The organism is Ideonella sp. FW305-24 (assembly GCF_058788035.1).
The window spans coordinates 420,415-443,683 of sequence record NZ_JBYTAI010000005.1 but is presented as its reverse complement, the minus strand read 5'-3'; the positions used below and the strand labels follow the sequence as shown (position 1 = coordinate 443,683).

The window sequence follows — 23,269 nt, the reverse complement described above, 5'->3', positions numbered from 1 at the left end:
GCCTTCACTGGAAGTTGGCGGTGAGCAGCGGCAGTGCCTGGTCGCAGGTGGCCAGTTGCACGCCGCGGGAACGCATGTCGGCCAGGAAGCCTTGGGCGTTCGCCTCGAAGCCGCCCACCGGGCTCATCGCATCGGTCAGCAGCATGACACGCGTGGCGGCCTCGGCCGGCAGGTTCGCGACGATGTGTTCGGTGGTCGCCTTCACGCAGTGGCTGCTGGCCTGGCCGGCGATCAACAGCAGGTCGGCCTGGGCGAGCTCGGCCAGCAGCGAGCGGTTCAGCTCGGTGGCCGGGTCGGTGCCGTCCGGCACTTCGGCCTGCATTGCGCTGTAGTGCTCGGTCCACGGGTTGCTGCCCTTGAGCACCAGGTTCAGTTGCGTCAGCTGCGTGGTTTCCCAGTCGCCCAGCGCGGCCTTCAGGTCGGCATGCAGGTTGTGGCCCCAGGTGCCGATCTCGCAGTGCACCGGCCAGACCATCAGCGTGTAGCGGCCGCGGGCTTCGAGCTCGTCCAGGTAGGACAGGGTTCTTGGCAGCGCGGCCGGGTCGCGTGGCGCGAACTCGCCGGCGCGCACCTGCTGCGCGGTGATGGGCGTGAACGGCGCGACGGCGCTGCCGTCGCCTTGCTGCCAGAAGCCGGGGTGGGCGATGTCGATGCGGTGGTGCGAGTCCAGCGTCACGGTGATCTGGCCGATGCCCTGGCCGCCGGCACGGACCAGCGCCGCGACGCGTTGCAGGTCGGCATGGGCGCCGGTGACGGGCAGGGCCGGGGCGGTGCGCTGGCCGCTGACCGGGTTCAGCGGCCACCAGTCTTGCGGCAGGTCGCAGAAGTCGTTCTGCGGGTCGATGATGAGCAGCTGGATCTTCTGGCGGGTCATGGACTTCCTCGGGTCTTGAAGCATCGATGAGCCGCACTGTAGATGACTTTGTTTAACGTTGCAACTATCTATTCCGCACGGCCGGACGGGCTTGGTTGCTAGACTGAACAAAGTCCTTCCCCTCACCGAGTTCGTTTTCTTTCATGGCCCTCAAGCCAAGCTCCCCAGCTTCCACGACCGAGTTCCCCGCCGTGATCTGCACTGTCGACGTGGTGCTGCTGACGCTGAAGGACCAGGCCCTGCACGTGGTGCTGGTGGACCGCGACCGGCCGCCGTTTGCCGGCGTGCCAGCCCTGCCGGGCGGCTTCGTGCATGTGCAGGAGGACGCGACCGCCTGGCATGCAGCGGCGCGGGCGCTGCAGGAAAAGGCCGGCATCGTCAGCCCCTACCTGGAGCAGTTGGCGACCTGGTCCGGCGCGAAGCGCGATTCGCGCGGCTGGTCGGTGTCCATCGTCTACTACGCGGTGGTCGCGTTTGAACTGCTGCCGGCGGACCGGCCAGGGCTGCGCACCGCGCCCATCGACAGCCTGCCCAGCCTGCCGTTCGACCACGGCGAGATGGTGGCGACCGCAGTGGCGCGGGTGCGCACCAAAAGCCAGTATTCGTCGCTGCCGATCTACCTCTGCGGCGAGCGCGTGACGCTGCCGCAGCTGCAGGCGGTGTACGAGGCGGTGCTGGGCGAGCCGATCAACAAGGTGAGCTTTCGCCGCAAGATCGAGGAACTGGGCATGCTGGAGCCGATTGCCGGCGAAACGACGATGGCCGGCGCGCACCGTCCGGCCCAGGTCTACCAGCTGCGGCCGCAGTACCGCCGCAAGCTCTCGGTGGTGCCGCGCGGCATCAACGCGCTCGGTTAGCGCTTTCGTCGGCGCATGAAAAAGGCCGGCGTGTTGCCGGCCTTGTGTCGTCGCGAAACAGTCTGTCGTTTCAGGCGAAGCGCGCGGTCGTGGTGGCCAGGCGCTGGCCGAAGGCCTTGGCGGTGGCGATGTCGCCCGGAACCATTTCGTCGGCCGAAGCGTCCGACGGCGTGGCGGTCATCAGGCCGCCGAACGAGGCGACGTAGTTGATGTCGTTGCGCGTGGCGGCCTTGCTGTTGGACGGCATCATGCCGGTGCCCACCCACAGGCCGCTGTGCTGCATCGCCAGCGTGGTGAGGTAGTGCAGCGTGCTGAGCTTGTCGCCGTTCATCGAGGCCGAGTTGGTGAAGCCGGCGAACAGCTTGTCCTTCCAGCCTTGCGTGAACCAGACCTTGGAGCTGGCGTCGGCGAACTTCTTGAACTGCCAGCTCACGGTGCCCATGTAGGTCGGCGAGCCGAAGACGATGGTGGTGGCCGCGGCCAGCTGTTCCCAGCCGCCTTCGGGCAGGTTGCCTTCGGCGTCGATGGCCAGCAGGCTGGCGCCGCTGCCAGCGCCTTCGGCGACGGCCTCGGCGATCTTCTTGGTGTGGCCGTAGCCGCTGTGATAGACGATGACGATGGATGCAGACATGGCGAGCCTTGGGGCGAGGGGTTGAGGGAGTCAGCAGAAGCGCTGGATTGGGCTCGATTTTGAGAACCCCCGGGGCTCGCGTGGTTCATGCGCTTCGACTGCATCGTTCTGCGGATTCGAATGGTCAGCGGTGTTTCGAGTCAGGAACAGTCAACGGTCCGGCGATGTTTCGGCAATGTGCGCCAGCAAGCCGCTTTGGCCCGGCGCCACTTGTTCGGCCAGCGCGTGCCCGTCCGGGTAGTCGCCGCCGTTCTGCGGGCGAAAGGCGATTGGCGCGTCACTGAACAGGCCAGTCAGTCGCGCTTGCCAGGCCAGCCGGGCCGCGGCGACACGCGCCTCGTCCATCCGGCCGGTGCCGTAGACCGCATGCGTGGGCAGCACCGCCATGCCGGGGAAAAACAGCGTGCCATGCGTGATGGGGAACAGCAGCTGCTCCAGCGGACCGTTGATGCCACGCGGCGCGTAGTCTTCGACCGGCCCGCCGACGGTGACCGACAGCAGCGCGCGCTTGCCCTGCAACCCGCCTTCGCCATAGCGGTAGCGGTTGCCAGCGCCCTGCCAGCCATAGGCCAGGCCGTAGGCGAACACGCGGTCCACCCAGCCCTTGAGGATGGCCGGCATGCCGAACCACCACAGCGGGAACTGCAGGATCAGCGCATCGGCCGCGAGCAGCTTGCGTTGCTCTTCTTCGACGTCCGCCGTCTGCAGCCCGTTCGCAAACGCGTGGCCGGATTCGGCGATGAAGTCCAGCCGCTCGGCGTTGGCCCGGCTGGGGAAGTCCTGCGCGTCGAACACCGCCTTCCAGCCCATCGCATGCAGGTCCGACTGCATCACCTCGTGGCCTTGCTGTTGCAGCGTCGACACCGCCTCGTCCACCAGCTGGCGGTTCAGCGAGCGGGGCTCGGGATGGGCATGGACGATCAGCACGCGGCGGCTCATGGGGATGGCTCCTGAAGGGGGAAGGCCGCCAGTCTGGCCGGCCTCGAGCCATCCGTGAAATCACCAGATCGATTGGCTACCATCCACCGCATGGATGGCGAAAAGCGACTCGACCTGAACCTGCTGGCCACGCTGGAGGCCTTGCTGGCCGAGCAGAACGTGACCCGGGCCGCTGCGCGGCTGCACCTGAGCCAGCCGGCGGTCAGCGCCCAGTTGAACCGGCTGCGCACGCTGTTCGACGATCCGCTGCTGATCCCCGCGCCGCGCGGCATGACGCCCACCGCCAAGGCGCTGGAGCTGGTGGCGCCGCTGCGCCAGGCGCTGGACCAGGTGCGCCACACGGTGGTCAGCCACCGCCATTTCGACCCGGCGACCGCCAGCCTGACCCTCGCCATCGCCTGCACCGACTACATGCAGGTCGCGGTGGTCAAGCCGCTGGCCATTGGGCTGCGCAGCCTGGCGCCCGGCGTGCGCATCGCGCTGCATCAGCTGGACGCACCGCAGCTCGAAGCGCAGATGGCGCGCGGCGATGTGGACCTGGCGCTGATGACGGCGCACAGTGCGCCGCCCGGCCTGCGCAGCCGGCTGCTGTTCGACGAGCACTATGTGCTGATCGGCCGGCACGGCCATCCGAAGCTGCGGCGCGGCCTGTCGGTCGCGGCGTTTGCGAAGCTGGAGCATGTCGTCGTTTCGCCGAATGGCGGCGGCTTCAGCACGCCGGTGGACGATGCGCTGGCGGCCCTCGGACACCGTCGCCGGGTGGTGCTGTCGGCCGCGTCCTTCCTGTTCGTGCCGGAGATCGTCGCGCAGTCTGACTTCGTCGCGCTGGTGCCTGAACGGCTGGTGCGCGACCGCGCGGGCCAACTGCAACTGCTGGACTGCCCGTTCCCGGTCGAAGGCTTCAGCGTTCGCATGCTGTGGCACGAGCGCGGCCACGGCCACAGCGGCCAGCGCTGGCTGCGCGAGCGATTGCTGGCGCTGGTGCAGGCGGGCCACGGCGAGCCGCCGCATCCCTAAAGCGAAGCTGCGCGCAGCGCAGGCGGCGGCGTCAAATCCGCGTCACCTTGCAGGCTCAGGATCGGCTTTCCGATCCCAGCCCGCTTTTCCTTGCCTGCCCGCCGGAGTACCCCATGCAAAACGATCACGACGACCCGTCTTCTGCGTCCCCCCAGGATCCGCAGCGCCGTCGCTTGCTTGCGGGCATGGCCGCCTCGGGTGCTGCCACCACCGGCGCGCTGCTGGCGCAGCCGGCGTTGGCGGCGTCCGCCGAGTCTGCCAAAGGTCCGTCCACCCAGCCACTGCCGGCGCCCGAGGACTGCGGCATCGACCACTTCGTCATCGTGATGATGGAGAACCGCTCGTTCGATCATTTCCTCGGCTGGGTGCCCGGCGCCGAAGGCCGCCAGGCGGGCCTGAGCTTTGCCGACACCGCGGGCCACTGGCGGCAGACGCACGACCTCGCGCCCGACTTCCAGAACTGCAGCAGCGCCGATCCCGACCACAGCTACGGCGCCGGCCGCGGCGATGTGAATGACGGCGCGATGGACGGCTTCCTGAAGCCGCAGCCCGCGGGCGACACCTTTCCCATCGGCTACTACACGGCAGGCAGCCTGCCCTTCTACGCCGGCTGCGCCCAGCACTGGACCATCTGCGACCACTACTTCAGCGGCATCCTGTCCTGCACCTTCCCGAACCGCATCTACATGCACGCCGGCCAGACCGACCGCGTGACCAACACCTTTGCGATCTCCAAGCTGCCCACCATCTGGGACCGTCTGAAGGCCGCCGGCCTGCGCGGCCGCTACTACTTCAGCGACGTGCCGGTCACCGCGCTGTGGGGCGCCGCGCAGCTGGACATTTCGCGCCGCTTCAGCGAGTTCAAGCGCGACGCCGCGGCCGGCCGGCTGCCGGCGGTCAGCTACATCGATCCGGCGCTGCTGGGCACCGGCATGGGCATCTCGCGGGACGACCATCCGTATGCCGACATCCGCGACGGCCAGGCCTTCCTGAACGACATCTACGACACGCTGCGCGCCAGCCCGAACTGGGAACGCACGCTGATGATCGTCAACTACGACGAGTGGGGCGGTTTCTTCGACCACGTCGCGCCGCCCTTCGGCCCGGTCTCGCCCGAGGAGTTTGCCGCCACCGGCAATGATGGCCGGCTGGGCATTCGCGTGCCCTGCGTGGCCATCGGCCCGAAGGCGCGGCGTGGGCATGTCGAGTCGACACCGTTCGACCCCAACGCCATCCTCAACATGCTGGCCTGGCGCTTCGGCTTCGAGCCGCTGGGCGTGCGCGGCAGCACCTCCACCAACTTCGCCCACGCGCTGGACTTCAGCGCCCGGCACCACGCCGCGGCGCCTGCGTTCGACGTGCCGCCCGGCCCGTTTGGCACCGCCTGCGTGCTGCAGCAGCGCGGCACCGGCCCGGGCGCGGACAAGGGCTTCGCCGAAGTCGTGCGCCGGCGCGACGAGCACCTGGCCGAGCTGCAGCAGCTGCGCGCGCTGGCGGACCGGCACGGGTTCCGCTGATCAGCCGCGCGGCGCTGGAAAGACCACCGCCTGCTGGCTTGGCAACTTGGTCATGCAGGCGGCGAAAAGCGCGCTGTCCAGCCAGGCGGCCAGCCAGGCTTGCAGCGCCGGCCAGGGCTGTGCGCTGAACCACTGCGGTGCCACGGCCGCGAACTGGCGCACGAACGGAAAGATCGCCAGGTCGGTGGCACAGGGCTGTTCGCCACCCAGCCAGCGCTGGTCCTGCAGCCGAGCCTCCAGCGGCAGCAGCAGGGCCGCCACCGCATCGGCGCGCACGGCCTCGCGAGAGCGAGGCTCATCGAGGAAACGTTCGGGGTACTTGTAGCGGTCCAGGTCGCGCTTGAACACACCGTCATTGCACTGCAGCAGCGCAAGGTTGGGCGGCGACTGGGCTGCCTGCCACCAGTGTGGGTCGTCCGCGGTCGCCAAGGCCCACCGCATGATGTCCCAGCTCTCGTCCAGCACCTCGCCACCTGGCAGGCGCAGCACCGGCACCGTGCCCTTGGGCGACAGCTGCAGCAGCGCGGCCGGCTTGTCGCGCAGCACGATCTCGAAGGCCTCGAACGGCCGCCCGGCCTGCAGCAGCGCCATGCGGGCGCGCATCGCATAGGGGCAGCGGCGGTAGCTGTAGAGCAGGGGCAGGGGTGACGGTGTCATCTGGCCAAAGAGGGGTTGGCGTGTAGGCGAAGGCTGGCTGCGCGGCGGCGCGCTTCGCAGTATGGTGCCGAGCGTCCCCACCGCGTTTCAATCCTCCAGGGAGTCCCCGCATGAGCCAGAACCCATTGCAGATCGCCGTGATCCTCGGCAGCCTGCGCAAGCAGTCCATGAACCGCCAGCTTGCCACCGCGCTGGCGCGGCTGGCGCCGGTGGGCGTCGAGTTCAACCAGCTGGAGATCGGCGACCTGCCGCTGTACAACCAGGACGACGACGCCCAGCAGGCCGCCACCGTGCAACGCTTCAAGGCCCAGGTCAGCGCGTCGCACGGGCTGCTGTTCGTCACGCCGGAATACAACCGCTCCATCCCCGGCGTGCTGAAAAACGCCATCGACCACGGCTCGCGCCCCTATGGCCACAACAGCTGGACCGGCAAGCCCGCCGGCATCGTCGGCCTGTCGCCCGGCAGCACCGGCACCGCCATGGCCCAGCAGCACCTGCGCAACGTGCTGGTCGCCGTTGGCGTGGTGACGCTGCCGCAGCCCGAGGTCTTCCTTCAGCACAAGGAAGGCCTGTTCGACGCCAACGGCGACGTCGGCGAGGCCAGCAAGGGCTTTCTGCAGGGGTGGATGGCGACCTACGTTGGCTGGGTGCGGCAGTTCACGGGTTGAGTGGCGCCGCGGTGTCCCCAGATCAGGCGATGCGACCGCGCCGTGCGAGGTGTGACCGTTGCCGCGCGGGGGGGGCCGGCGTATAAGCCTCGGCAGCCCTACCACCACTGCGCCGGGAGCTTTGTCGATGCGCATGTTGACGTCTCGCCGTGACCTGATCTGCGCGTTGCTGGGCATGCTCTGGTTGGGATCCGCGTGTGCGGCGAAGTCTTCGCCGGGGCCGCTCAGCAGCCCGGCCGCCAGCGGCGCTGCGTCCGACGCTTCGGCGCCGGTGCTGTTGAACTGTGGGCAGCAGACCGGCCCGCGCAAGCCGACCGTGGTGGTGGGCACCAAGCAGGTTCAAGTGCAGGTGAGTTGTGCGCCACCGGTATTGCCCCCCGGTGCCGCGTCCGCTGCCAGCCAGCCGGGATCGCCGGCTTCCGCAGCGGCTTCCGCGCCGCCTGGCGATGCAAAGCCCAAGGACGCCAAGGTCGACGTGCCAGCGGTGGCCAACGCTGCGCCGTCGACCGTGCGCGACCAGTTGCTGCTGATAGCAGGCCTCGTCGCCTGTTTGCTCTGCGTGGCTGGCCTGGGCTGCGTGCTGGCAGCGCTTGGACTGTGGCCCTTCTTGCCGTCCTTGCCGGGAAACCGTCTGCAGGCCAGCCAGGCGCCACCCGAGTTGCGAGCGCCGCGCAACGAGGGCTTCAGCTTCCGCCGTCACTGGGGCAGCTTTGGCAGCGAAAGCACGGGCTGGAACCTGTCACCCGCGCTGATGCGCCTGCTGATCGGCTTGCTGTTGCTGTGCATGGGCCTGTGGTTGCTGCTTGGCTTGCTGGGAGGCCCGGGGCCATCAGGTTTGGAGCCGGCCACGCCGGGGCCTGCTGACAAGCCTGCGTCCGCCGCTTCGGCTTCGGCTGTGGCTTCAGCCAGCGCCAAGGGCTGAAGGCCGCCATGGCGCTCCGCATCCGCCGTGCCCCGGACCCGCTCAGCGACCAGTCGGCCGCGCTGGGAGAGGAAGGCCGGGTCTACACCGCGCAGTCCAGTGCCAGTCGCATCCTGAAGCAGGAACTGCGGCGCTATTGCGACGGCCACATCCAGGGTCGCTCGTTCCTGATCTCGGGTCACCGCGGCGCCGGCAAGACGACGATGGTGGCCGACGTGCTGAGCAGCGTCGTCAAGCTCAGCCTGGGTGGTGAGGTCGGCCTGCGGCCCTTGCCGGTGATGCTGCATGGCCCCAGCCTCTTCCGCGCCTTGCCAAGCGACGTGCGGCGGGCCGAGGCGAAGCAGGCCAAGGCCCAGGCGCCGGCCGCGCCAGTTGCGACTCCGGCGCCGGCTGCCGCAGCGCCCGCGCCCGCGCCCGGCCGGCAGGCTGCAACACCGGCAGTTGCAGCAGCCCCTGCAGCGCCTGCGCCGCCAGCGCTGGACCAGGACAGCAAGGTTGAGTTGCAGGCGCAACTGGCGCTCAAGCAGATCATCCTCGGGCTGCATCGCGCGGTGTTGCGCGAATACGCCTCGGCCTACCGGCGCGCGCTGCTGTCCGATGCCGGGCTGGGTCAGGCGATACCGCTTGAGGAGCGTGGTGAGCTGGCGGCACAGTTTGAACTGGAACTGATGGAAGACCCGCCGGCTTCACGGCTGCGCGAGCTATGGGACCGCATCGGCGCGCTGGAGCGCGGCGTGTTGCAGCCTGTGCGTGCGCCCGTGGACCAGGGCAGCCGCGAGCTGGTCGCGCTGAATGGCATCTGCAATGCGCACCAGCGCATCTCGGGGGAACTCAGCGGCGAGACCAAGCAGAGCAGCGAGACCGGCCGCAACACCGAACAAAGCAGCGGGCTGGACGCGAAGTTTGCCGACGCCTTGAAGCCGGCTGCGGCGCTGTTGTCCGGTGCTGCGGTGGCCGGCGGTACGCTGGCCAGCGGGCCTGGCCATGGCGCGAGTGCACTGGCGCTGGGGCTGCTCACGGCGATGGCCTCGTCGTTGGCCTTCAAGCGCACGACCAGCAACACCGGCAAGCGCCAGCGCCATGTCGACAAGACCTTCATCCCTGACCTCAGTCTGCGCACGCTCGACCGAGTGCTGCCGACGCTGCTGGAGCGGCTGCGGGCCGCAGGCTTGGCGCCGGTGTTCGTGATTGACGAGCTCGACAAGGTCGACGGCTTGTCCGAACGCATCATGGCGATGGTGCACTACCTGAAGAAGCTGGTCGCCGAGAGCGTCTTCACCTGCTTTCTGACCGACCGCGGCTACATGGAATTCCTGCGCCTGGCCGCGCGCGAGAAGGCCTACGGCGTGGCCTCGTCGTATTTCTCGCACCCGTTGCTGATCGCCTATGAACCGGCCGACCTGGATGCTTACCTGGAGCTGGTGCTGGAACTGCCGCCCGTTGTGCCCGGCAGCAATGTCTCGAATGCCGACGCCGCCGATAAAGAGATTCTGAAATGGGTGCTGCGACACCGCTCGCAGATGCACGCGTTGAACCTGACACGTGAACTGGCTGCGCTGCGCACCGAAGCCGGCGATCTGAACCTGCTGCCCGGCACGGTGCGCGACACCGTCTTCTACCGGATCGACGTGACGCTGCAGGTTGTCATCGAATACTTCCTCAACACGCCGCGCGTGGTGGGTTGGTCGCTGCAGCGGCCGGACATGCGCCAAACCCTGCTGGATGCGCTGTACTTCATCACCCGTGAATGGCTGCTTGGCAAGACCGAGCTGGACCTGCGGGATGCGCAACGGGAGGAGTTCCGCAGCGCGCTTTACCAGCGCATGAACCTGGGCGAGGTCTTTGTCTGCGAGGAGGATCCGGACGGCGAACCCGGTCGTGCGACCGGTGTACCGGTCGATGCGGAGGACAAGCTGGTATCCAAAGACGATCTGGTGCTGCTTTTCGGCACTGTGAACGAGATGGCCGCATTGCTGGCTGGCAGCGAGCTTGTGCAGCAGGTGGAGCAACGCTGGCCGCTGAATCCTCACGAGCGGGTGGGCGCACCACGCACACCCAAGCCCGAGCAGGCCGTGCGTGAGGTACTGCTGCAAGGCGGCTTGTCCTTTCTGGAGCCGCGAGAGGGCATGGCTGGCGTCTATGATTTTCGCTACTGGCAGTCCGGCGAGACGCGCGCGCCGGTGGTTGCAGCTGCCAGCCCGGCACCGCTCGACCCAAAGGCCTCGCACGAGCAAGCCAAGACTGCGCTGGACCTCGTGACGACGCTGGAGATCGATCTGGCCAGCGTGCTCGCCGGCAGCCCGCACCTGCCGTCGCCTACGCATGCCGATCTGCAGCTGCTGATCGATGAAGCCCTGGTGTTGCCGCAAAGCCCGCCATGGCAGCAAGCCATGGAGTCGCACCAGGCTCTCTTGATGGCGCGCGACGGCACGGGCAACGTGGCCGAACTGGCGCGACACTTGGTGCGGCTCGAAGCATTTGCGCAGATGCTGCGCGACAGCGCGCCCGCGTTGGCGCCTGCGCTGCAGATGGCGGGCTTTCTCGCGGGCCTCGTTCCAGGGCCGCAGCCCGATCCCCGGGCGGCAATGGCGCAAGCCTTGCGCTTGCTGGCCCAGGGCCTGGGTTTTGCGAGACTCAAGCCAGAACAGGTGCGCAGCGTGTTGGAAGGATTGCGGGTGCAGATCGAACCGTTGCTGGCCGAACCCCTGGCCGCAGCGCCCGAATTCCGATGGTCAAACGACGGCCGGCTCCGGCCGTTGACGGACGCGCTGCAGCGTGTGGCCCAGGTGCGTTCTCAGGGCGCGCGACTGCGCATCTCGCACGACTGGGCGCTTCGTGAAGCGCCGGCCTGGAAACAGTTGCTGGCCCGGTTGGATGCGCAGGATCGCAGGCAACCCGAGGTTGCTGCCGGGCCGGACGAGATTCTGTGTGCGATGCGGGGCGTCGGCCCAGAACGCTTGTTACCCGGAATGGCGGGGCTGGCCACACTGGCGCATTGGAGCCACCTGCTGGCCTTGTTGTTGTCGCCGGGCGAAGAAGGGCCGGGCGCCCTGTTGCTGCTTGACCCTGCGCTGCGGTTCCCATTGCTGCGCTCGGTCCTGCTTCGGCTTGGCCTGGGTCGCGCCGAGCCGCAGTGGTTGGGAGGCTTTTGCGAGGGTGTGCAGCGGTTGACCCAGGCGTCCGACGAAGCCCGACATCAGCTGCAGCGCGAGCTGCAGGAATTCGGTGCGCTGTACCCTACGAGCAGCGCGCCCAGTGGTTGCCTGGTGGTCCTGCCCAAGGCCCGCGGCTCAGTCACTGCGGCGTGGACCGACGCGCCGACCCGCGCCCTATGCCTGGTGCTGGCACCGGAAGACCTTGGCGTGCGGCACCGGCGTGCGCCGCAGCACAAGGCCGTAACCCCTGAGTTGGCAAAGCCTCCCCATTGGCTGTCCCTGCTCCCGTCGCCACTGCACCTGGTCTGGGAAGACGAGGCAGAGCCGCCGCCGCGCCAGCTCTACCAGTTCGCGCAGGACACCGGGCAGACCGTGCTGCCGCTGGACAAGCTGCTGCCCCCATCGGCTCGCAGTCAGGCCTTGTACGGTGCGCGAGGCGCCGACGAACTCGTGGCCCTGCTGCGTGACCGCGGTTCGGGCATGGCTTGAAGGGGCGACCCGGCTGGATGTCGGGAGCCGCCCAGCTTCCTGCTCTGGCACCTTCATAGCGACTTTGATGTGATACCCACCAGGATCGATGAGGAAAGCAGCTTGGCAATTCGGGCTGTAGTGCAGCCGCATGCCGGGCGCGCCATTGTCCGGTCCGCCCACCGCCAGGGCCGCCGGGATCGCGGCAACGATGGTGCGGCAGTCAGCCCCTCGCTTGCTGCAACAACGCCCGCACCTCCTCATCCTCCGTCTGCCCGAAGCCCTCGTACCAGCGGCTCACGCTCTGGAAGTCTGGCGGGGTGCTGAGGCAGAGGACTTCGTCGGCGCGCTGGCGCAGCGCGGCCACGGCGTCTTCGGAGCCGACGGGGACGGCGACGATGATGCGGCTGGGCGGGTGTTGCTGGGCGGCGAGGGTCTGCACGGCCGCGAGCATGCTGCTGCCGGTGGCCAGGCCGTCGTCGACGACGATGACGGTGCGGCCGGCGAGCGAAGGCAGGGGGCGGCCGCCGCGGTAAAGGGTTTCGCGGCGGGCGAGTTCGCGCTGCTCGGCGTCGATGACTTCGGCGACGGCCTGGTCCTTGACGTTCATCAGCTGCAGGATACGGCGGTCCAGCACCTGCACCGGGCCGGCGGGGCCGCTGGCCAGCGCGCCCATCGCGTACTCCGGTCGACCTGGCAGCCCGAGCTTGCGCACCACCAGCACGTCCAGCGGCGCGCCCAGCGCCTGCGCCACTTCGAAGCCCACCGGCACGCCGCCTCGCGGCAGTGCCAGCACGGTCACGTCGCTGCGCTGGTGGTAGGCATACAGCAACTCGGCGAGGGCCAGGCCGGCCTCGCGGCGGTTCTTGAACACGGTTTCCATCGCACGCTCCTCGGGGGTGAGTGGTTGGTAGCAGACTGCGGCAAGCCACGTGCCCTTGCCAGCAGACAAACCCGGGTGGCGCTGCACAGCCGCGGCGCTGCGCTTCTACAGCGCAACGGGGCGCCCTGCGCGGGCCGGTGGGCTTGGTCGCATGCGGACCAAGGGCTTTGGGAGGCGGACACGGCACTGCGCGGCGGCGGAACAGAATCGAACTGGTTTTGCCTCCTCATCGAAAAGCACATCTGCCATGACCGCACTTGCCGACTACCAGATCACCCACAAGTGGCCCGCCCAGCACCCCGAGCGGCTGCAGCTGTATTCGCTGCCCACGCCCAATGGCGTGAAGGTTTCGATCCTGCTGGAGGAACTGGGCCTGCCTTACGAGCCGCACCTGGTGAACTTCGCGACCAATGACCAGCTGACGCCGGAGTTCATGTCGCTGAACCCGAACAACAAGATCCCGGCCATCATCGACCCGGACGGCCCTGGCGGCCAGCCGCTGGCGCTGTTCGAATCCGGCGCGATCCTGGTCTACCTGGCCGAGAAGACCGGCCGCTTCATTCCCGCCGATGCCCACGGCCGCTACCAGACGCTGCAGTGGGTGATGTTCCAGATGGGCGGCATCGGCCCGATGTTTGGCCAGCTCGGCTTCTTTCACAAGTTCGCCGGCAAGGACTATGAAGACAAGCGCCCGCGCGACCGTTACGTGGCCGAGAGCAAGCGCCTGCTGGGCGTGCTGAACCACCACCTGGCCGGCCGCGAATGGCTCATGGGCGACGAGTTCACGATCGCCGACATCGCCACCTTCCCGTGGATCAACAACCTGATCGGCTTCTACGGCGCCGGCGAACTGGTGGGCTTCGACGAGTTCACCGAAGTGCAGCGCGTGCTGAAGGCCTTCGTGGCCCGCCCGGCCGTGGCCCGCGGTTTGCAAATCCCTGCGCGGCCGGCAGCCTGATCCTTTTGGCTGATCGGGTTTGATTGCATGGCCGCGGCGGCGGCGCTGGTCACAATCGTGGCTTCCTTTCGCGCTCCGGGCCTTGCATGCACCTGTTCTCCCGTCTGCTGTGCGCCGTGGCGATGTGGGCCACGGCAGGCGCCTTCGCCGCACCGGTGGAAGACAGCATGGCCCAGCGCGTGCAGGCCTGCACCGGCTGCCACGGCGCGCAGGGCCAGGCCACGCGCCAGGGCTACTTCCCGCGCATTGCCGGCAAGCCGGCCGGCTACCTCTACAACCAACTGCTGAGCTTCCGCGCCGGCACGCGGCACAACGAAGCGATGGGCTACCTGCTGGCCCAGCTGTCGGACGACTACCTGCGCGAGATTGCGGGCCACTTCGCTTCGCTTGACCTGCCGTACCCGCCTGCGCCGCCCATCCAGGCGACGGCCGCCACGCTGAGCCGCGGCGCGGTGTTGGCCACGCAAGGCGACGCGGCGCGCGGGCTGCCGGCGTGTGCGGCCTGTCATGGCGCGCAGCTCACCGGTGTGCAGCCGGCCACGCCCGGCTTGATCGGCCTGCCGCGCGACTACCTGGTGGCCCAGCTTGGCGCCTGGCAAAGCGGCCAGCGCCAGGCCCTGGCGCCGGACTGCATGGCCAGCGTGGCGCGCAAGCTGAGCGTCGATGACCTGAACGCCGTCTCGTCGTGGCTGGCCACGCAAAGCCCGCCAGCGCATGCGAAGCCGGCCGCGGCATTGGCAGCGCCCGCGCCGCTGCGCTGCGGGAGTGGCGCGCCATGAAACGTGTCGCATGGCGGATCTTGCTGGCGCTGTTGGTGTTGAGCGTCAGCGGCGCGGCACTGGTCGCCTGGCTGAACCAGCGCGGCGAGGCACCCGTCTCCAGCGAACGCCCGGCCACGCTGGACGCCGCCCTGGTCGCGCGCGGCGCCTACCTGGCGCGCGCCGGCAATTGCGTGGGCTGCCACACCGAACGCGGCGGCGTTGAATATGCTGGCGGCCGCCGCGTGGACACGCCGTTTGGCGCGCTGTTCGCACCCAACCTCACGCCAGATGACCAGACCGGCCTGGGCCGCTGGTCCCCTTCCGAATTCTGGCGCGCGCTGCACCATGGGCGCGGGCGAGACGGTCGCTTGCTCTACCCGGCCTTCCCGTACCCCAGCTACACGCAGGTGACGCGCGAGGACAGCGATGCCTTGTGGGCCTACCTGCAAAGCCTGACGCCGGTGCGCCGCGCGAACACGCCGCATGCGCTGCGCTTCCCGTACAACCAGCAGGCGGCGCTGGCTGTGTGGCGCGCGCTGTACTTCCGCGCCGAAAGCTTCGTGCCCGACACGAACCGCAGCGCCGAATGGAACCGCGGTGCCTACCTGGTGCGCGGCCTGGGCCATTGCGTGGCCTGCCACGCCGCCCGCAACGTGCTGGGCGCCAGCCGCGGCGAGTTCGAGCTGGGCGGCGGGCTGATCCCGATGGAGAACTGGTACGCGCCATCGCTGGCCGCGGCCGACGAAGCCAGCGTGGCCTCCTGGCCCGCCGCTGACGTGGTGGCGCTGCTGCAGACCGGCGTGGCACCGCACGGCCTGGCCACCGGGCCGATGGCCGAGGTCGTTTACCGCAGCACGCAATACCTCAGCGCGCCTGACCTGCAGGCCATGGCCGGCTACCTGCAGGCGCTGCCGCAGGAAGCGGCCGACCCCACGCCGGCGCCGGCCGCCGAGGCCACGGTGCTGCGCCAGGGCGAGCAGCTCTACGGCCAGCATTGCGCCAAATGCCATGGCGAGCAGGGGCAGGGCGTGGCCGGCATCTACCCACCGCTGGCCGGCAACCGTGCGGTCACGCTGCCGGCTTCGGTGAACCTGATCAAGAGCGTGCTGCATGGCGGCTTTGCGCCAGCCACCGCGGGCAACCCGCGGCCCTTCGGCATGCCGCCGTTTGCCCAGCAGTTCAACGATGCCGAGCTCGCCGCGCTGCTGAGCTACCTGCGCCAGGCCTGGGGCCACCAGGCCTCGGCGGTTTCGCTGCTGGACGTGCAGCGGGCACGCTGAACTGGACGCGCCGCAGGCAGGCTGATAGCGTCGCTCGCCGCGAGGCCCGCTTCGGCCGCGCCATGCGAGATGCCAGCCCCTGCACCTTCCCCCGCCTCCGCCGCCGCGCCCGCCTACCGTTTCCAGCCGCACGAGCGGCCGTTGATGCCGGGCTCGCCCGCCACGCCTTCGCACCCGGTGGCGCGGCGCGTCGCCTACTTCCTGATCGGGGCGCTGCTGGCGCTCACCAGCGGCTTCAGCAACGCCTTGCTGGTGGCCAACCTGCCGCAGATCCAGGGCGCGCTCGGCCTCACCAGCGTCGAAGGCGCCTGGCTCACCGCGGCCTACTCGATGAGCAACATCTGCATGAGCCTGTTGCTGATCAAGCTGCGCCAGCAGTTCGGCGCCGGCTGGTTCATCCGCCTGTTCCTGCCGGCTTTCGTGGGCGTGGCGCTGCTGCAGTTCTTCGTGCACAGCTATTCGCTGGAACTGGTGGCGCGCGCGCTCAGCGGCGTCACCGCCAGCGCGCTGTCCAGCGTGGCGCTGTTCTACGTGATGCAGGCCATGCCGGCCTCGGCGCGGCTGGCCGGCATGGTCATCGGCACCGGGCTGTCGCAGGTGGCGCTGCCGTTGGCGCGCGTCATCTCGCCCACGCTGCTGGAGGGCGACGAGGTGCAGCTCCTGTTCCTGCTGGAGCTGGGCCTGTCGCTGCTGTGCATGGCCGCCGCCGCGCTGCTGCGCCTGCCGCCCAGCGAGACGGTGGACGCCTTCGAGCCGCTGGACTTCGTGACCTTCCTGCTGATGGTGCCGGGCATGGCGCTGCTGTGCGGCGTGCTGTCGGTCGGGCGCATCGTCTGGTGGCATTCGCCGTGGGTGGGCTGGTCGCTGGCGGCGTCCATCGTGCTGGTGGCCGCGGCCTTGCTGATCGAGCACCACCGCGCCAACCCATTGCTCAACACGCGCTGGCTGGGCAGCAGCCAGATCCTGCAGTTCGGCTTGATGGCGGCGGTGATGCGGGTACTACTGTCCGAGCAGGGCTTCGGCTCCCTCGGGCTGCTGACGGCCGTGGGCATGGGGCAGGAGCAGCTGGTGACGCTGTACGTCGTCGTCACGCTGGCCACGCTGGCCGGACTGGTGGCCAGCGTGCGGGCGATGAACCCGAACGACCTGCTGCGGCCCATCCTGGTCTCCACGGTGCTGATCGCCATTGGCGCGTGGATGGACTCGGACGCCAGCAACCTCACCCGCCCGGCCCAGTTCTACATCAGCCAGGCGCTGATCTCGTTTGCCGCCATCCTGTTCCTCGGGCCGCTGATGATGGTGGGCATCGTGCGGGCGCTGGCGCAAGGGCCCAGCCACATCGTCAGCTTCTCGGCCATTTTCGGCATTGCGCAGACGCTGGGCGGCCTGGGCGGCTCGGCGCTGCTGGGCAGCTTCCAGATCATCCGCGAGCGCTGGCATTCGGAAGTGCTGACGCAGAACCCGCTGGCCGGCGACCCGCTGGTCAGCGGGCGCATCGACGCGCTCAGCGCCTCGTACGGCCGGGTGTTGGTGGACGCCGCGCAGCGCCGCCTGCAGGGCAACACGCTGTTCGGCCAGCAGCTCACCCGCGAGGCCAACATCCTGGCCTACAACGACGTCTTCCTGCTGATCGCCGTGCTGGCCGCGCTGGCCAGCCTGATCGTCGGCGCGCGCTGGCTGTGGCTGCGCAGCCGCGGCATCAACCCGCTGGCCGCCGAACTCGCCGCGATGGCCTCGATGCGCGCCCGCCAGGCCGAAGGCAAGTGAGCCCATGAACCTCTCCACGCACAGCATCCCATGAGCGAAGCCCCGCCACCCGCCGCCCCCGTTCCTTCGCCGGCTCATGCGGAGCGCCTGAGCGACCCGGTGGAGCTGCGCGATCCGGGCGCCTTGCCCGGCGGCGCGCCGGCAGCTGCAGGCCCGCCGCCGGCCGAACCACCTGCCACGCCAAAAGGCTGGGCGCCTCCCACCGGCGGCCTGCGCAGCACGCTGATCTTCGCCGCCATCGCCGTGCTGGGCGCGCTGCTGGTGCTCTACGTGTGGGACCTGCCGCCGTTCTCAGGCGCGGTGCAGGCGACCGACAACGCCTATGTGCGCGCCCAGACCACGGTCATCAGCCCGCAGGTCAGCGGCTACGCGAACGAGGTGCTGGTGCAGGACTTCCAGGACGTCAAGCAGGACCAGCCGCTGGTGCGCATCGACCACCGCATCTACGAACAGAAGACGGCCCAGGCCCGCGCCGCGCTGGCTTCCGCCCAGGCCAGCCTGGCCAACTTCACGCAGAGCCAGCGCAGCAGCGCGGCTTCCTTGCAGGGTCAGGCGGCAGCGGTGAGCAATGCGCGCGCGCAGCTCACCCGCGCCCAGGCCGACATGGCGCGGGTGAACGAGCTGGTCGAGCAGCGCTCGGTCTCGCTGCGTGAGCGTGACCAGACGCTGGCCGCGCTGCGCCAGGCCGAGGCCGCGGTGCTGCAGGCCGAGGCGCAATACCGCGTGGCCGACGAGCAGACCCGCAGCGTGGACGTGGGCCGCGCCGGACTCGAGGCTGCAGTGGCCAATGCCCGCGCCGCGCTGGCGCTGACCGAGATCGACCTGGCCAACACTGAGATCCGCGCGCCGCGCGACGGGCGCATTGGCGAGGTCAGCGTCCGCCAGGGCCAGTACGTGACGGCCGGCACGCAGCTGTTGTTCCTGGTGCCACCCACGCTGTGGATCGTTGCCAACTTCAAGGAAGCGCAGACCTCGAAGATGCAGCCCGGCCAGCCGGCGTGGATCCTGGTGGACGCGCTGGACGGCGCCCGACTGAACGGCCGCATCGAGCGCATTGCGCCGGCGACAGGCAACGAGTTCGCCGTCATCAAGCCCGACAACGCCACCGGCAACTTCGTCAAGGTCTCGCAGCGCCTGGCCGTGCGCATTGCGCTGGACCCGGGCCAGCCGCTGCTGTCGCGGCTGCGGCCCGGCATGTCGGTGGTCGCGCGAGTGGACACGGCCAAACCCGGCCAGGCGCCGGTGTTCGTGCCGGTGGCCGCACCCTCGCAGCCGCAGGCGGCCAGCGTGCCAGCGTCAGGGAGTTCGCAGTGAGGCGTGTTGCGTGGATGCTGGCCTTGAGCGTGATGGGCGGTTGCGCGCAGCCGCCGGCCGTCTCGCCGGCTGTCACCGAGGTGCCGCTGCCGCCCGCCTGGCAGACCGTGTTGAACAGCCCAATGGCCGCCCAGCAACAGGACTGGTGGCGCCAGTTCCAGGACCCGGTGCTGGTCGACTGGGTGAACCGCGCACTGGCCCGCAACACCGACCTGGCCACTGCCGTGGCACGGCTGCGCGAGGCGAGGGCGCAGGAAAACCTGGCCCGCGCCGCGCTGTCACCCACGTTGGACTTCTCGTTGCCGGCCCAGCGCGCACGCAGCGTCAACGCCTTTGGCCAGGGCAGCACCAGCAGCGTGGTCCAGCCGCAGTTCCAGGCCGCCTACGAGCTGGACCTGTTCGGCCGCGTGGACCAGCAGGTGCGCGGCGCGCAGGCCAGCACGCTGGCCTCCGAACACGCGCTGGCGGCCATGCGCCTGAGCGTGGCCGCGGCCACGGCCAGCGGCTATCTCACGCTGCGCACGCTGGACGCGCGGCTGCTCATCCTGCAGGACACGCTGGTCTCGCGCGCCGAGGCGCTGAAGCTGGCCCAGGGCCGCGCGCAGGCCGGCTACACCTCGGACCTGGAACTGCGCCAGGCCGAGGCCGAATACGAGGCCACCGCGCAATCCATCCCGCCGGTGCAGACGGCCATCGCGCGCCAGGCGCACGCGCTGAGCCTGCTGGCTGGTGAGCCACCCGGGCCAGCCGCACGGGGGCTGGCGCTGGCCGCGCTCGTGGCCCCGCCAGTTCCCGAAGGCCTGCCCAGCGAGCTGCTGCGCCGCCGGCCCGACATTGCCCAGGCCGAGGCCACGCTGGCCGCCAGCGACGCATCGCTGGCCGTCGCGCGCGCCCAGTTCATGCCGCAGTTCCGTCTCACCGGCAGCGCCGGCCGGGTCTGGTCCAACCTGCTGGATGCGCAGGTCAACATCTGGTCCCTGGGCGCCAGCGTGCTCGCGCCCATCTTCGAAGGCGGCCGGCTGCAAGCCCAGGCCGAGACTGCGCTGGCCCGCCGCGACCAGGCGGCGCTGGCCTACCAGCGCAGCGTGCTGGGCGCGCTGCGCGAGGTCGAGGACGCGCTGGTCAGCCTGAGCCAGCTGGCCGACCAGCGCGCCCACCTCGAAGCCCAGCGAAGGGCGCTGGCCGAAGCGCTCAAGCACGCCACCAACCGCTACCACGCCGGCTACAGCCCTTACCTCGAACAGCTGGATGCGCAGCGCAGCCTGCTCAGCACCGAGCTGTCGCTGGCCCAGACCGTGGGCGACCAACTGACGGCTGCGGTGGCGCTGCAGCAGGCCATGGGCGGTGGTTGGGAAGGTGATGCTCGGCGCTGAGCTTGGGTGTTGCCGGGGTTCAGCCTGCGAGCAGCAATAGGCCAAACACCAGCGAAAGAAACCCGGTTATCAGTTGGAGCAGCACCAGGAAATGCTTGATCTCTCCGACCTGATGGCCGTCCCGCAAGACCACTTGCTGAACCCACGGTGAGCTGCGTGTCGCCGTGGCTGCAGCGAAGGCCAGCAGCAGGGCCAGCAAGGCGCCAGCGCTGGGGCCTGGCTGCGGAGGTTTGAACTCGAACGAAGACGACCCTGACAGGAACAACACGTTCCAGAGCACGACCGCGGCGACCAGAACACGCCACTTCACCGCAAAACCGGGTGGCCGTTTGGCGGTCTCGCCTTGGGGCTCGAAGCCATTGCGCCGGATGCCGTCCAGCACCTTTTCCCGGCTGCCGAGGCACCAAAAAATCATGGTTTCCGGGTAGTCCATCCGGTTATGCCCGATGCGGATGCCGCGGGCCAGGACCGGGATTGAACCGTGCGGCTCGATGGTCACCACGTCCTCAGGTTTGAAGGTGTAGCTGCCCAGGCAAGTCAGTGTCAGTTGCCGGGCCTCGACGCTGAGCTTGCCGAAGGGCCAGGAGGCATTCACCCAACCGATTTTTGCGCCACCTCTGAATGACTGCAGTGTCATGGAATGATTTTGGTTACCCAAGCATCAGCGCTTCTCGCCTCGCAGCGTCGCCACTATCTTGTCTGCGTGTTCCTCGATCAAACCCCTGGACGTGAACAGCGCCGTGGGGTTTTTGGACTCCACTTTGAATTCCGACAGGACTTTTCCGGTTGCGGTGTCCTTGAGCCTGACCGTGCTCTGTATGTTGTCCGAGCCGGCCATCACCCCCACCAAGGCTCTCGCAGCACCGTTGCTGCAGCTTCTGACCTACCCGAAGCGACGAGCTGTTCAACTCAGGTCGAGCTCGCCGCCTTGGTCCGCGTCGAATGCAGGAAGGCCACGCGCCAGCCAGTGGCGTCGCGGCGCAGCAGCACGCTTTCCAGCCAGGTCAGTGGGGTTGGTTCTGCACCCGCGGTTTCGGTGATGCCGCCGACGTTCACATAGACCACCGCGCCGAAATCGCCGCTGAGTTCGACGCGGGGTTCGGTGACGGACCAGCGCATGCGCTTGCCCTCGGCGTAGTCGCCGCTGAGCAGGTCCCAGAGTTCGTCGCCGGGCATGTGCACGCCGTTTTCGAACACGTGGAAATCCGGGGTCAGCATGGCATGGACGCCTGCGCGGTCGTCGATGCTGGCGGCTGCGTACATCGCTTCGATGGCGGCGACCATCGCCTGGGCGTCAGCGTTCATGTCGGCTCCTTGGGGTGGCCGATTCTGAGCGCAGGCATGGCGTGGAACCAACAAGATTCTGCGGGCCGCGGCGTCGCTGTCATGTGTTCGTCATCAAACCGTCGCACATTGCGAAGCAGGAAGAGAGGATTCACACTCAACACAACCGAAGGAGGCAAACATCCCAAATCAGAACCCGCGCGATTCGCGCAGTTCGTCAAGCAGTTCGAGTTCTTTCCCGCCGGCCAGCAGGCGCAGTCCTGAGCCGGCGATGCAGCCACCCACCGACCGGGCCCGCGGTTGGCCGATGCCGTCGCCCGCATGGGCACTGGGCCTGGGGCTGGCCGGCGGCTTGGTTCTCATGGCCTTGCGCCATCCCGGTGCCGGCATGGTGCTGATCGCCCTTGGCCTGGTGCTCTACGGCTGGCTGCGAAGCCGCCTGGCCCGCCGCCGCGCGCTGGTGCTGGCGCAACCGCTGCCCAGCTTCCTGCGGCGCAAGCTGCAAGCCCACTATCCGCATCTGAACGAACGCCAGTTGGCGGACGTGGAGCGCGGGCTGAAGCAGTTTTTCAAGGCCTGCCTGAAGGCCAGGGGCCTGCACGTGGCCATGCCGTCCAAGGCGGTGGACGCGCTGTGGCACGAGTTCATCCTCTACACCCGCGGCTACGAGCGCTTCTGCCAGCAGGTGTTTGGCAAGACGCTGCACCACACGCCGGCCGAAGCCATGCCGCCAGAGGCGCAGCGCCAGGGCACACGTTTCCACGGCCTGCGGCGCGCCTGGCGCTGGGCCTGTCTGGATGAGTCGCTGAACCCGCTGAAGCCGGCAAGGCTGCCGCTGCTGTTCGCGCTGGACGGCCTGCTGGCCATCGAAGGCGGCTACCGCTACGGCCTGGATTGCACCAAGCCGGGCGCAGCCTCCCTCGCCAGCGATGCCAGCTTCTGCGCCACCGACTTCGACCGCAGTTCGTCAAGCGGCTGCGGCTCTGGCGGCTGCGGCAGCAGTGACGGTGGGGACGGCGGCGGCAGCGATGGGGGCTGCGGCGGGGACGGCGGCGGTTGCGGCGGGGGATGTGGCGGCGGAGGCGACTGAGTCGCCTGGCCGCTCACATGCTCAGCTCAGCTTAGCGACGATTGCCGCCACCGCTGGGCGGCGGGCCCGAACGGTTCAGGTGGCGGAAGGTGATCCGGCCCTTGCTGAGGTCGTAAGGCGACAGTTCGAGCGAGACCTGATCGCCGGCCAGGATGCGGATGTGGTGCTTGCGCATCTTGCCCGCGCTGTAGGCGACCAGCTGATGGCCGTTTTCCAGCGTCACGCGGAAACGCGAATCCGGCAGCACTTCGTCTACCTTGCCCTTCATTTCGATCAGTTCTTCTTTTGCCATGCGGGGTTCTCTCAGGAGGATGTGTGGGACATGCAGCGCGAAGCGGCCGGGGTGCGTTCGTGCACCCAGGCCAGGCCTTCGCGGAGGGCATAGGACAGCGCGTCGTCGCTGCTGTTGAACAACGGGAGCAGGCGCAGCACGCGGTCGTGCGTGGCGCGGCCCTGGCCGCTGCGGATGGAAACGGATGCGGTGTAGCGCGCGTCAGGCGTGCGCTTGCTCAGAGGCGATACGAGGTATTTGCCGATCTCGAGCGAGGAAGTGGAACGATTGATACAGACTTTCAGGTCCGGCCGAAATTGGGAAGGCCGGGTGGCCTTGGAGGCGCGAGGCCAGGCCGGGAGAAGGCGATCCGCCACACTGGGCAGGGCGCCGGGGCCTGCCGGGCGGCTCACCATGGGTGGGCTGCGGGCAGGAAACGGAGGTCAAACAGGAGAAAAGACAGGTGGCGGGCGCAGGCCAAGCCAGTGTCTCGTGGACCGTCCGCAGCGCACATGGTACAGCTTTGTGCGAGGCCTTCGGTTTTGCGGGCCCTTGGCGCGGCAGGCAAGCCGGGCAAAAGTCC

23 protein-coding genes and 1 pseudogene are annotated in these 23,269 nt (G+C 68.9%); 13 read left to right on the top strand and 11 right to left on the bottom strand.

Annotated features, from left to right (window positions below; translation table 11 throughout):
- Positions 1-4: 4 nt before the first annotated feature.
- Positions 5-874, bottom strand: a complete 870-nt coding sequence (locus AC3WR5_RS16595) for a cysteine hydrolase family protein (protein WP_492485793.1) — start codon at positions 872-874, stop codon at positions 5-7.
- A gap of 143 nt (positions 875-1,017) precedes the next feature.
- On the opposite strand from AC3WR5_RS16595, the gene AC3WR5_RS16590 reads away from it, so the two are divergent.
- The gene (locus AC3WR5_RS16590; RefSeq protein ID WP_141290871.1) at positions 1,018-1,731 is read left to right on the top strand and encodes an NUDIX hydrolase; all 714 of its coding nucleotides are present in this window, start codon (positions 1,018-1,020) and stop codon (positions 1,729-1,731) included.
- Between the two features lie 70 nt (positions 1,732-1,801).
- On the opposite strand, the gene AC3WR5_RS16585 is transcribed toward AC3WR5_RS16590, so the two are convergent.
- Positions 1,802-2,362, bottom strand: coding sequence for a flavodoxin family protein (locus tag AC3WR5_RS16585; RefSeq protein ID WP_492485792.1), 561 nt, complete (start codon positions 2,360-2,362; stop codon positions 1,802-1,804).
- Positions 2,363-2,512: 150 nt separating this feature from the next.
- A complete protein-coding gene (locus AC3WR5_RS16580; protein ID WP_492485791.1) occupies positions 2,513-3,301 on the bottom strand; it encodes an NAD(P)H-dependent oxidoreductase in 789 nt (262 codons plus the stop codon).
- A 90-nt stretch (positions 3,302-3,391) separates the two neighbouring features.
- Here AC3WR5_RS16580 and AC3WR5_RS16575 point away from each other — a divergent pair, with 90 nt between their 5' ends.
- Complete coding sequence (locus AC3WR5_RS16575; protein ID WP_492485790.1) at positions 3,392-4,318, top strand: LysR family transcriptional regulator; 927 nt, start codon at positions 3,392-3,394, stop codon at positions 4,316-4,318.
- A gap of 113 nt (positions 4,319-4,431) precedes the next feature.
- Positions 4,432-5,835 carry an alkaline phosphatase family protein gene (locus tag AC3WR5_RS16570; RefSeq protein ID WP_492485789.1) on the top strand — a complete coding sequence of 468 codons (1,404 nt, stop codon included), beginning with the start codon at positions 4,432-4,434 and terminating at the stop codon, positions 5,833-5,835.
- On the opposite strand, the gene AC3WR5_RS16565 is transcribed toward AC3WR5_RS16570, so the two are convergent.
- Positions 5,836-6,492, bottom strand: a complete 657-nt coding sequence (locus AC3WR5_RS16565; protein ID WP_492485788.1) for a glutathione S-transferase — start codon at positions 6,490-6,492, stop codon at positions 5,836-5,838. It abuts the gene before it with no gap.
- 110 nt (positions 6,493-6,602) lie between these two features.
- On the opposite strand from AC3WR5_RS16565, the gene AC3WR5_RS16560 reads away from it, so the two are divergent.
- The 3 genes from AC3WR5_RS16560 (at position 6,603) to AC3WR5_RS16550 (ending at position 11,726) form a co-directional block, all read left to right on the top strand.
- The gene (locus tag AC3WR5_RS16560) at positions 6,603-7,160 is read left to right on the top strand and encodes an NADPH-dependent FMN reductase (RefSeq protein ID WP_492485787.1); all 558 of its coding nucleotides are present in this window, start codon (positions 6,603-6,605) and stop codon (positions 7,158-7,160) included.
- 127 nt (positions 7,161-7,287) lie between these two features.
- Complete coding sequence (locus tag AC3WR5_RS16555; RefSeq protein WP_492485786.1) at positions 7,288-8,082, top strand: hypothetical protein; 795 nt, start codon at positions 7,288-7,290, stop codon at positions 8,080-8,082.
- A gap of 8 nt (positions 8,083-8,090) precedes the next feature.
- Complete coding sequence (locus AC3WR5_RS16550) at positions 8,091-11,726, top strand: hypothetical protein (protein ID WP_492485785.1); 3,636 nt, start codon at positions 8,091-8,093, stop codon at positions 11,724-11,726.
- Positions 11,727-11,928: 202 nt separating this feature from the next.
- Here AC3WR5_RS16550 and AC3WR5_RS16545 read toward each other — a convergent pair whose 3' ends face one another.
- Positions 11,929-12,588 (bottom strand): phosphoribosyltransferase, encoded by a 660-nt coding sequence (locus AC3WR5_RS16545; protein ID WP_492485784.1) that lies wholly within the window; start codon positions 12,586-12,588, stop codon positions 11,929-11,931.
- Positions 12,589-12,835: 247 nt separating this feature from the next.
- Here AC3WR5_RS16545 and AC3WR5_RS16540 point away from each other — a divergent pair, with 247 nt between their 5' ends.
- The 6 genes from AC3WR5_RS16540 (at position 12,836) to AC3WR5_RS16515 (ending at position 20,041) form a co-directional block, all read left to right on the top strand.
- Positions 12,836-13,546: a glutathione S-transferase N-terminal domain-containing protein gene (locus AC3WR5_RS16540; RefSeq protein ID WP_492485783.1), complete on the top strand. Its 711-nt coding sequence runs from the start codon at positions 12,836-12,838 to the stop codon at positions 13,544-13,546.
- A gap of 86 nt (positions 13,547-13,632) precedes the next feature.
- Positions 13,633-14,325 (top strand): c-type cytochrome, encoded by a 693-nt coding sequence (locus AC3WR5_RS16535; protein ID WP_492485782.1) that lies wholly within the window; start codon positions 13,633-13,635, stop codon positions 14,323-14,325.
- Positions 14,322-15,587: a c-type cytochrome gene (locus AC3WR5_RS16530; protein WP_492485781.1), complete on the top strand. Its 1,266-nt coding sequence runs from the start codon at positions 14,322-14,324 to the stop codon at positions 15,585-15,587. Before AC3WR5_RS16535 ends, AC3WR5_RS16530 begins: the two co-directional genes overlap by 4 nt.
- Before the next feature lie 69 nt (positions 15,588-15,656).
- Positions 15,657-17,354, top strand: coding sequence for an MFS transporter (locus AC3WR5_RS16525; protein ID WP_492485780.1), 1,698 nt, complete (start codon positions 15,657-15,659; stop codon positions 17,352-17,354).
- 30 nt (positions 17,355-17,384) lie between these two features.
- Positions 17,385-18,668 carry an HlyD family secretion protein gene (locus AC3WR5_RS16520; RefSeq protein ID WP_492485779.1) on the top strand — a complete coding sequence of 428 codons (1,284 nt, stop codon included), beginning with the start codon at positions 17,385-17,387 and terminating at the stop codon, positions 18,666-18,668.
- Positions 18,665-20,041, top strand: a complete 1,377-nt coding sequence (locus tag AC3WR5_RS16515) for an efflux transporter outer membrane subunit (RefSeq protein ID WP_492485778.1) — start codon at positions 18,665-18,667, stop codon at positions 20,039-20,041. Before AC3WR5_RS16520 ends, AC3WR5_RS16515 begins: the two co-directional genes overlap by 4 nt.
- 19 nt (positions 20,042-20,060) lie before the next feature.
- On the opposite strand, the gene AC3WR5_RS16510 is transcribed toward AC3WR5_RS16515, so the two are convergent.
- From AC3WR5_RS16510 to AC3WR5_RS16495, 4 genes and pseudogenes are all read right to left on the bottom strand, one after another.
- On the bottom strand, positions 20,061-20,678 hold the full coding sequence (locus AC3WR5_RS16510) for a hypothetical protein (protein WP_492485777.1): 618 nt from the start codon (positions 20,676-20,678) through the stop codon (positions 20,061-20,063).
- A gap of 24 nt (positions 20,679-20,702) precedes the next feature.
- Positions 20,703-20,897, bottom strand: a pseudogene (locus AC3WR5_RS16505) (hypothetical protein); the annotation flags it as partial.
- Between the two features lie 53 nt (positions 20,898-20,950).
- Positions 20,951-21,346 carry a nuclear transport factor 2 family protein gene (locus AC3WR5_RS16500; protein WP_492485776.1) on the bottom strand — a complete coding sequence of 132 codons (396 nt, stop codon included), beginning with the start codon at positions 21,344-21,346 and terminating at the stop codon, positions 20,951-20,953.
- 168 nt (positions 21,347-21,514) lie between these two features.
- Positions 21,515-21,688 carry a hypothetical protein gene (locus tag AC3WR5_RS16495; RefSeq protein ID WP_492485775.1) on the bottom strand — a complete coding sequence of 58 codons (174 nt, stop codon included), beginning with the start codon at positions 21,686-21,688 and terminating at the stop codon, positions 21,515-21,517.
- Between AC3WR5_RS16495 and AC3WR5_RS16490 the strand changes: the two genes are divergently transcribed.
- The gene (locus AC3WR5_RS16490) at positions 21,687-22,415 is read left to right on the top strand and encodes a glycine-rich domain-containing protein (RefSeq protein WP_492485774.1); all 729 of its coding nucleotides are present in this window, start codon (positions 21,687-21,689) and stop codon (positions 22,413-22,415) included. The genes AC3WR5_RS16495 and AC3WR5_RS16490 overlap by 2 nt on opposite strands.
- Positions 22,416-22,446: 31 nt before the next feature.
- Here the strand turns inward: AC3WR5_RS16490 and infA are convergent, their stop codons facing one another.
- Together infA and AC3WR5_RS16480 are read right to left on the bottom strand one after the other, a co-directional pair.
- Positions 22,447-22,707, bottom strand: a complete 261-nt coding sequence (gene infA, locus AC3WR5_RS16485) for a translation initiation factor IF-1 (protein WP_141289654.1) — start codon at positions 22,705-22,707, stop codon at positions 22,447-22,449.
- Between the two features lie 11 nt (positions 22,708-22,718).
- Positions 22,719-23,102 carry a hypothetical protein gene (locus AC3WR5_RS16480; RefSeq protein ID WP_492485773.1) on the bottom strand — a complete coding sequence of 128 codons (384 nt, stop codon included), beginning with the start codon at positions 23,100-23,102 and terminating at the stop codon, positions 22,719-22,721.
- Between the last annotated feature and the right edge of the window lie 167 nt (positions 23,103-23,269).

Excerpts from the sequence above, each read along its gene's own strand:
- AC3WR5_RS16580 (WP_492485791.1), bottom strand. The coding sequence starts at position 3,301 with ATGAGCCGCCGCGTGCTGATCGTCCATGCCCATCCCGAGCCCCGCTCG.
- AC3WR5_RS16575 (WP_492485790.1), top strand. The coding sequence starts at position 3,392 with ATGGATGGCGAAAAGCGACTCGACCTGAACCTGCTGGCCACGCTGGAG.
- AC3WR5_RS16530 (WP_492485781.1), top strand. The coding sequence starts at position 14,322 with ATGAAACGTGTCGCATGGCGGATCTTGCTGGCGCTGTTGGTGTTGAGC.
- AC3WR5_RS16540 (WP_492485783.1), top strand. The coding sequence starts at position 12,836 with ATGACCGCACTTGCCGACTACCAGATCACCCACAAGTGGCCCGCCCAG.
- AC3WR5_RS16565 (WP_492485788.1), bottom strand. The coding sequence starts at position 6,492 with ATGACACCGTCACCCCTGCCCCTGCTCTACAGCTACCGCCGCTGCCCC.
- AC3WR5_RS16480 (WP_492485773.1), bottom strand. The coding sequence starts at position 23,102 with ATGGTGAGCCGCCCGGCAGGCCCCGGCGCCCTGCCCAGTGTGGCGGAT.
- AC3WR5_RS16500 (WP_492485776.1), bottom strand. The coding sequence starts at position 21,346 with ATGAACGCTGACGCCCAGGCGATGGTCGCCGCCATCGAAGCGATGTAC.
- AC3WR5_RS16510 (WP_492485777.1), bottom strand. The coding sequence starts at position 20,678 with ATGACACTGCAGTCATTCAGAGGTGGCGCAAAAATCGGTTGGGTGAAT.
- AC3WR5_RS16520 (WP_492485779.1), top strand. The coding sequence starts at position 17,385 with ATGAGCGAAGCCCCGCCACCCGCCGCCCCCGTTCCTTCGCCGGCTCAT.
- AC3WR5_RS16560 (WP_492485787.1), top strand. The coding sequence starts at position 6,603 with ATGAGCCAGAACCCATTGCAGATCGCCGTGATCCTCGGCAGCCTGCGC.
- AC3WR5_RS16525 (WP_492485780.1), top strand. The coding sequence starts at position 15,657 with ATGCCAGCCCCTGCACCTTCCCCCGCCTCCGCCGCCGCGCCCGCCTAC.
- AC3WR5_RS16495 (WP_492485775.1), bottom strand. The coding sequence starts at position 21,688 with ATGAGAACCAAGCCGCCGGCCAGCCCCAGGCCCAGTGCCCATGCGGGC.
- AC3WR5_RS16595 (WP_492485793.1), bottom strand. The coding sequence starts at position 874 with ATGACCCGCCAGAAGATCCAGCTGCTCATCATCGACCCGCAGAACGAC.
- AC3WR5_RS16545 (WP_492485784.1), bottom strand. The coding sequence starts at position 12,588 with ATGGAAACCGTGTTCAAGAACCGCCGCGAGGCCGGCCTGGCCCTCGCC.
- AC3WR5_RS16590 (WP_141290871.1), top strand. The coding sequence starts at position 1,018 with ATGGCCCTCAAGCCAAGCTCCCCAGCTTCCACGACCGAGTTCCCCGCC.
- infA (WP_141289654.1), bottom strand. The coding sequence starts at position 22,707 with ATGGCAAAAGAAGAACTGATCGAAATGAAGGGCAAGGTAGACGAAGTG.
- AC3WR5_RS16550 (WP_492485785.1), top strand. The coding sequence starts at position 8,091 with ATGGCGCTCCGCATCCGCCGTGCCCCGGACCCGCTCAGCGACCAGTCG.
- AC3WR5_RS16555 (WP_492485786.1), top strand. The coding sequence starts at position 7,288 with ATGCGCATGTTGACGTCTCGCCGTGACCTGATCTGCGCGTTGCTGGGC.
- AC3WR5_RS16535 (WP_492485782.1), top strand. The coding sequence starts at position 13,633 with ATGCACCTGTTCTCCCGTCTGCTGTGCGCCGTGGCGATGTGGGCCACG.
- AC3WR5_RS16490 (WP_492485774.1), top strand. The coding sequence starts at position 21,687 with ATGGCCTTGCGCCATCCCGGTGCCGGCATGGTGCTGATCGCCCTTGGC.
- AC3WR5_RS16585 (WP_492485792.1), bottom strand. The coding sequence starts at position 2,362 with ATGTCTGCATCCATCGTCATCGTCTATCACAGCGGCTACGGCCACACC.
- AC3WR5_RS16570 (WP_492485789.1), top strand. The coding sequence starts at position 4,432 with ATGCAAAACGATCACGACGACCCGTCTTCTGCGTCCCCCCAGGATCCG.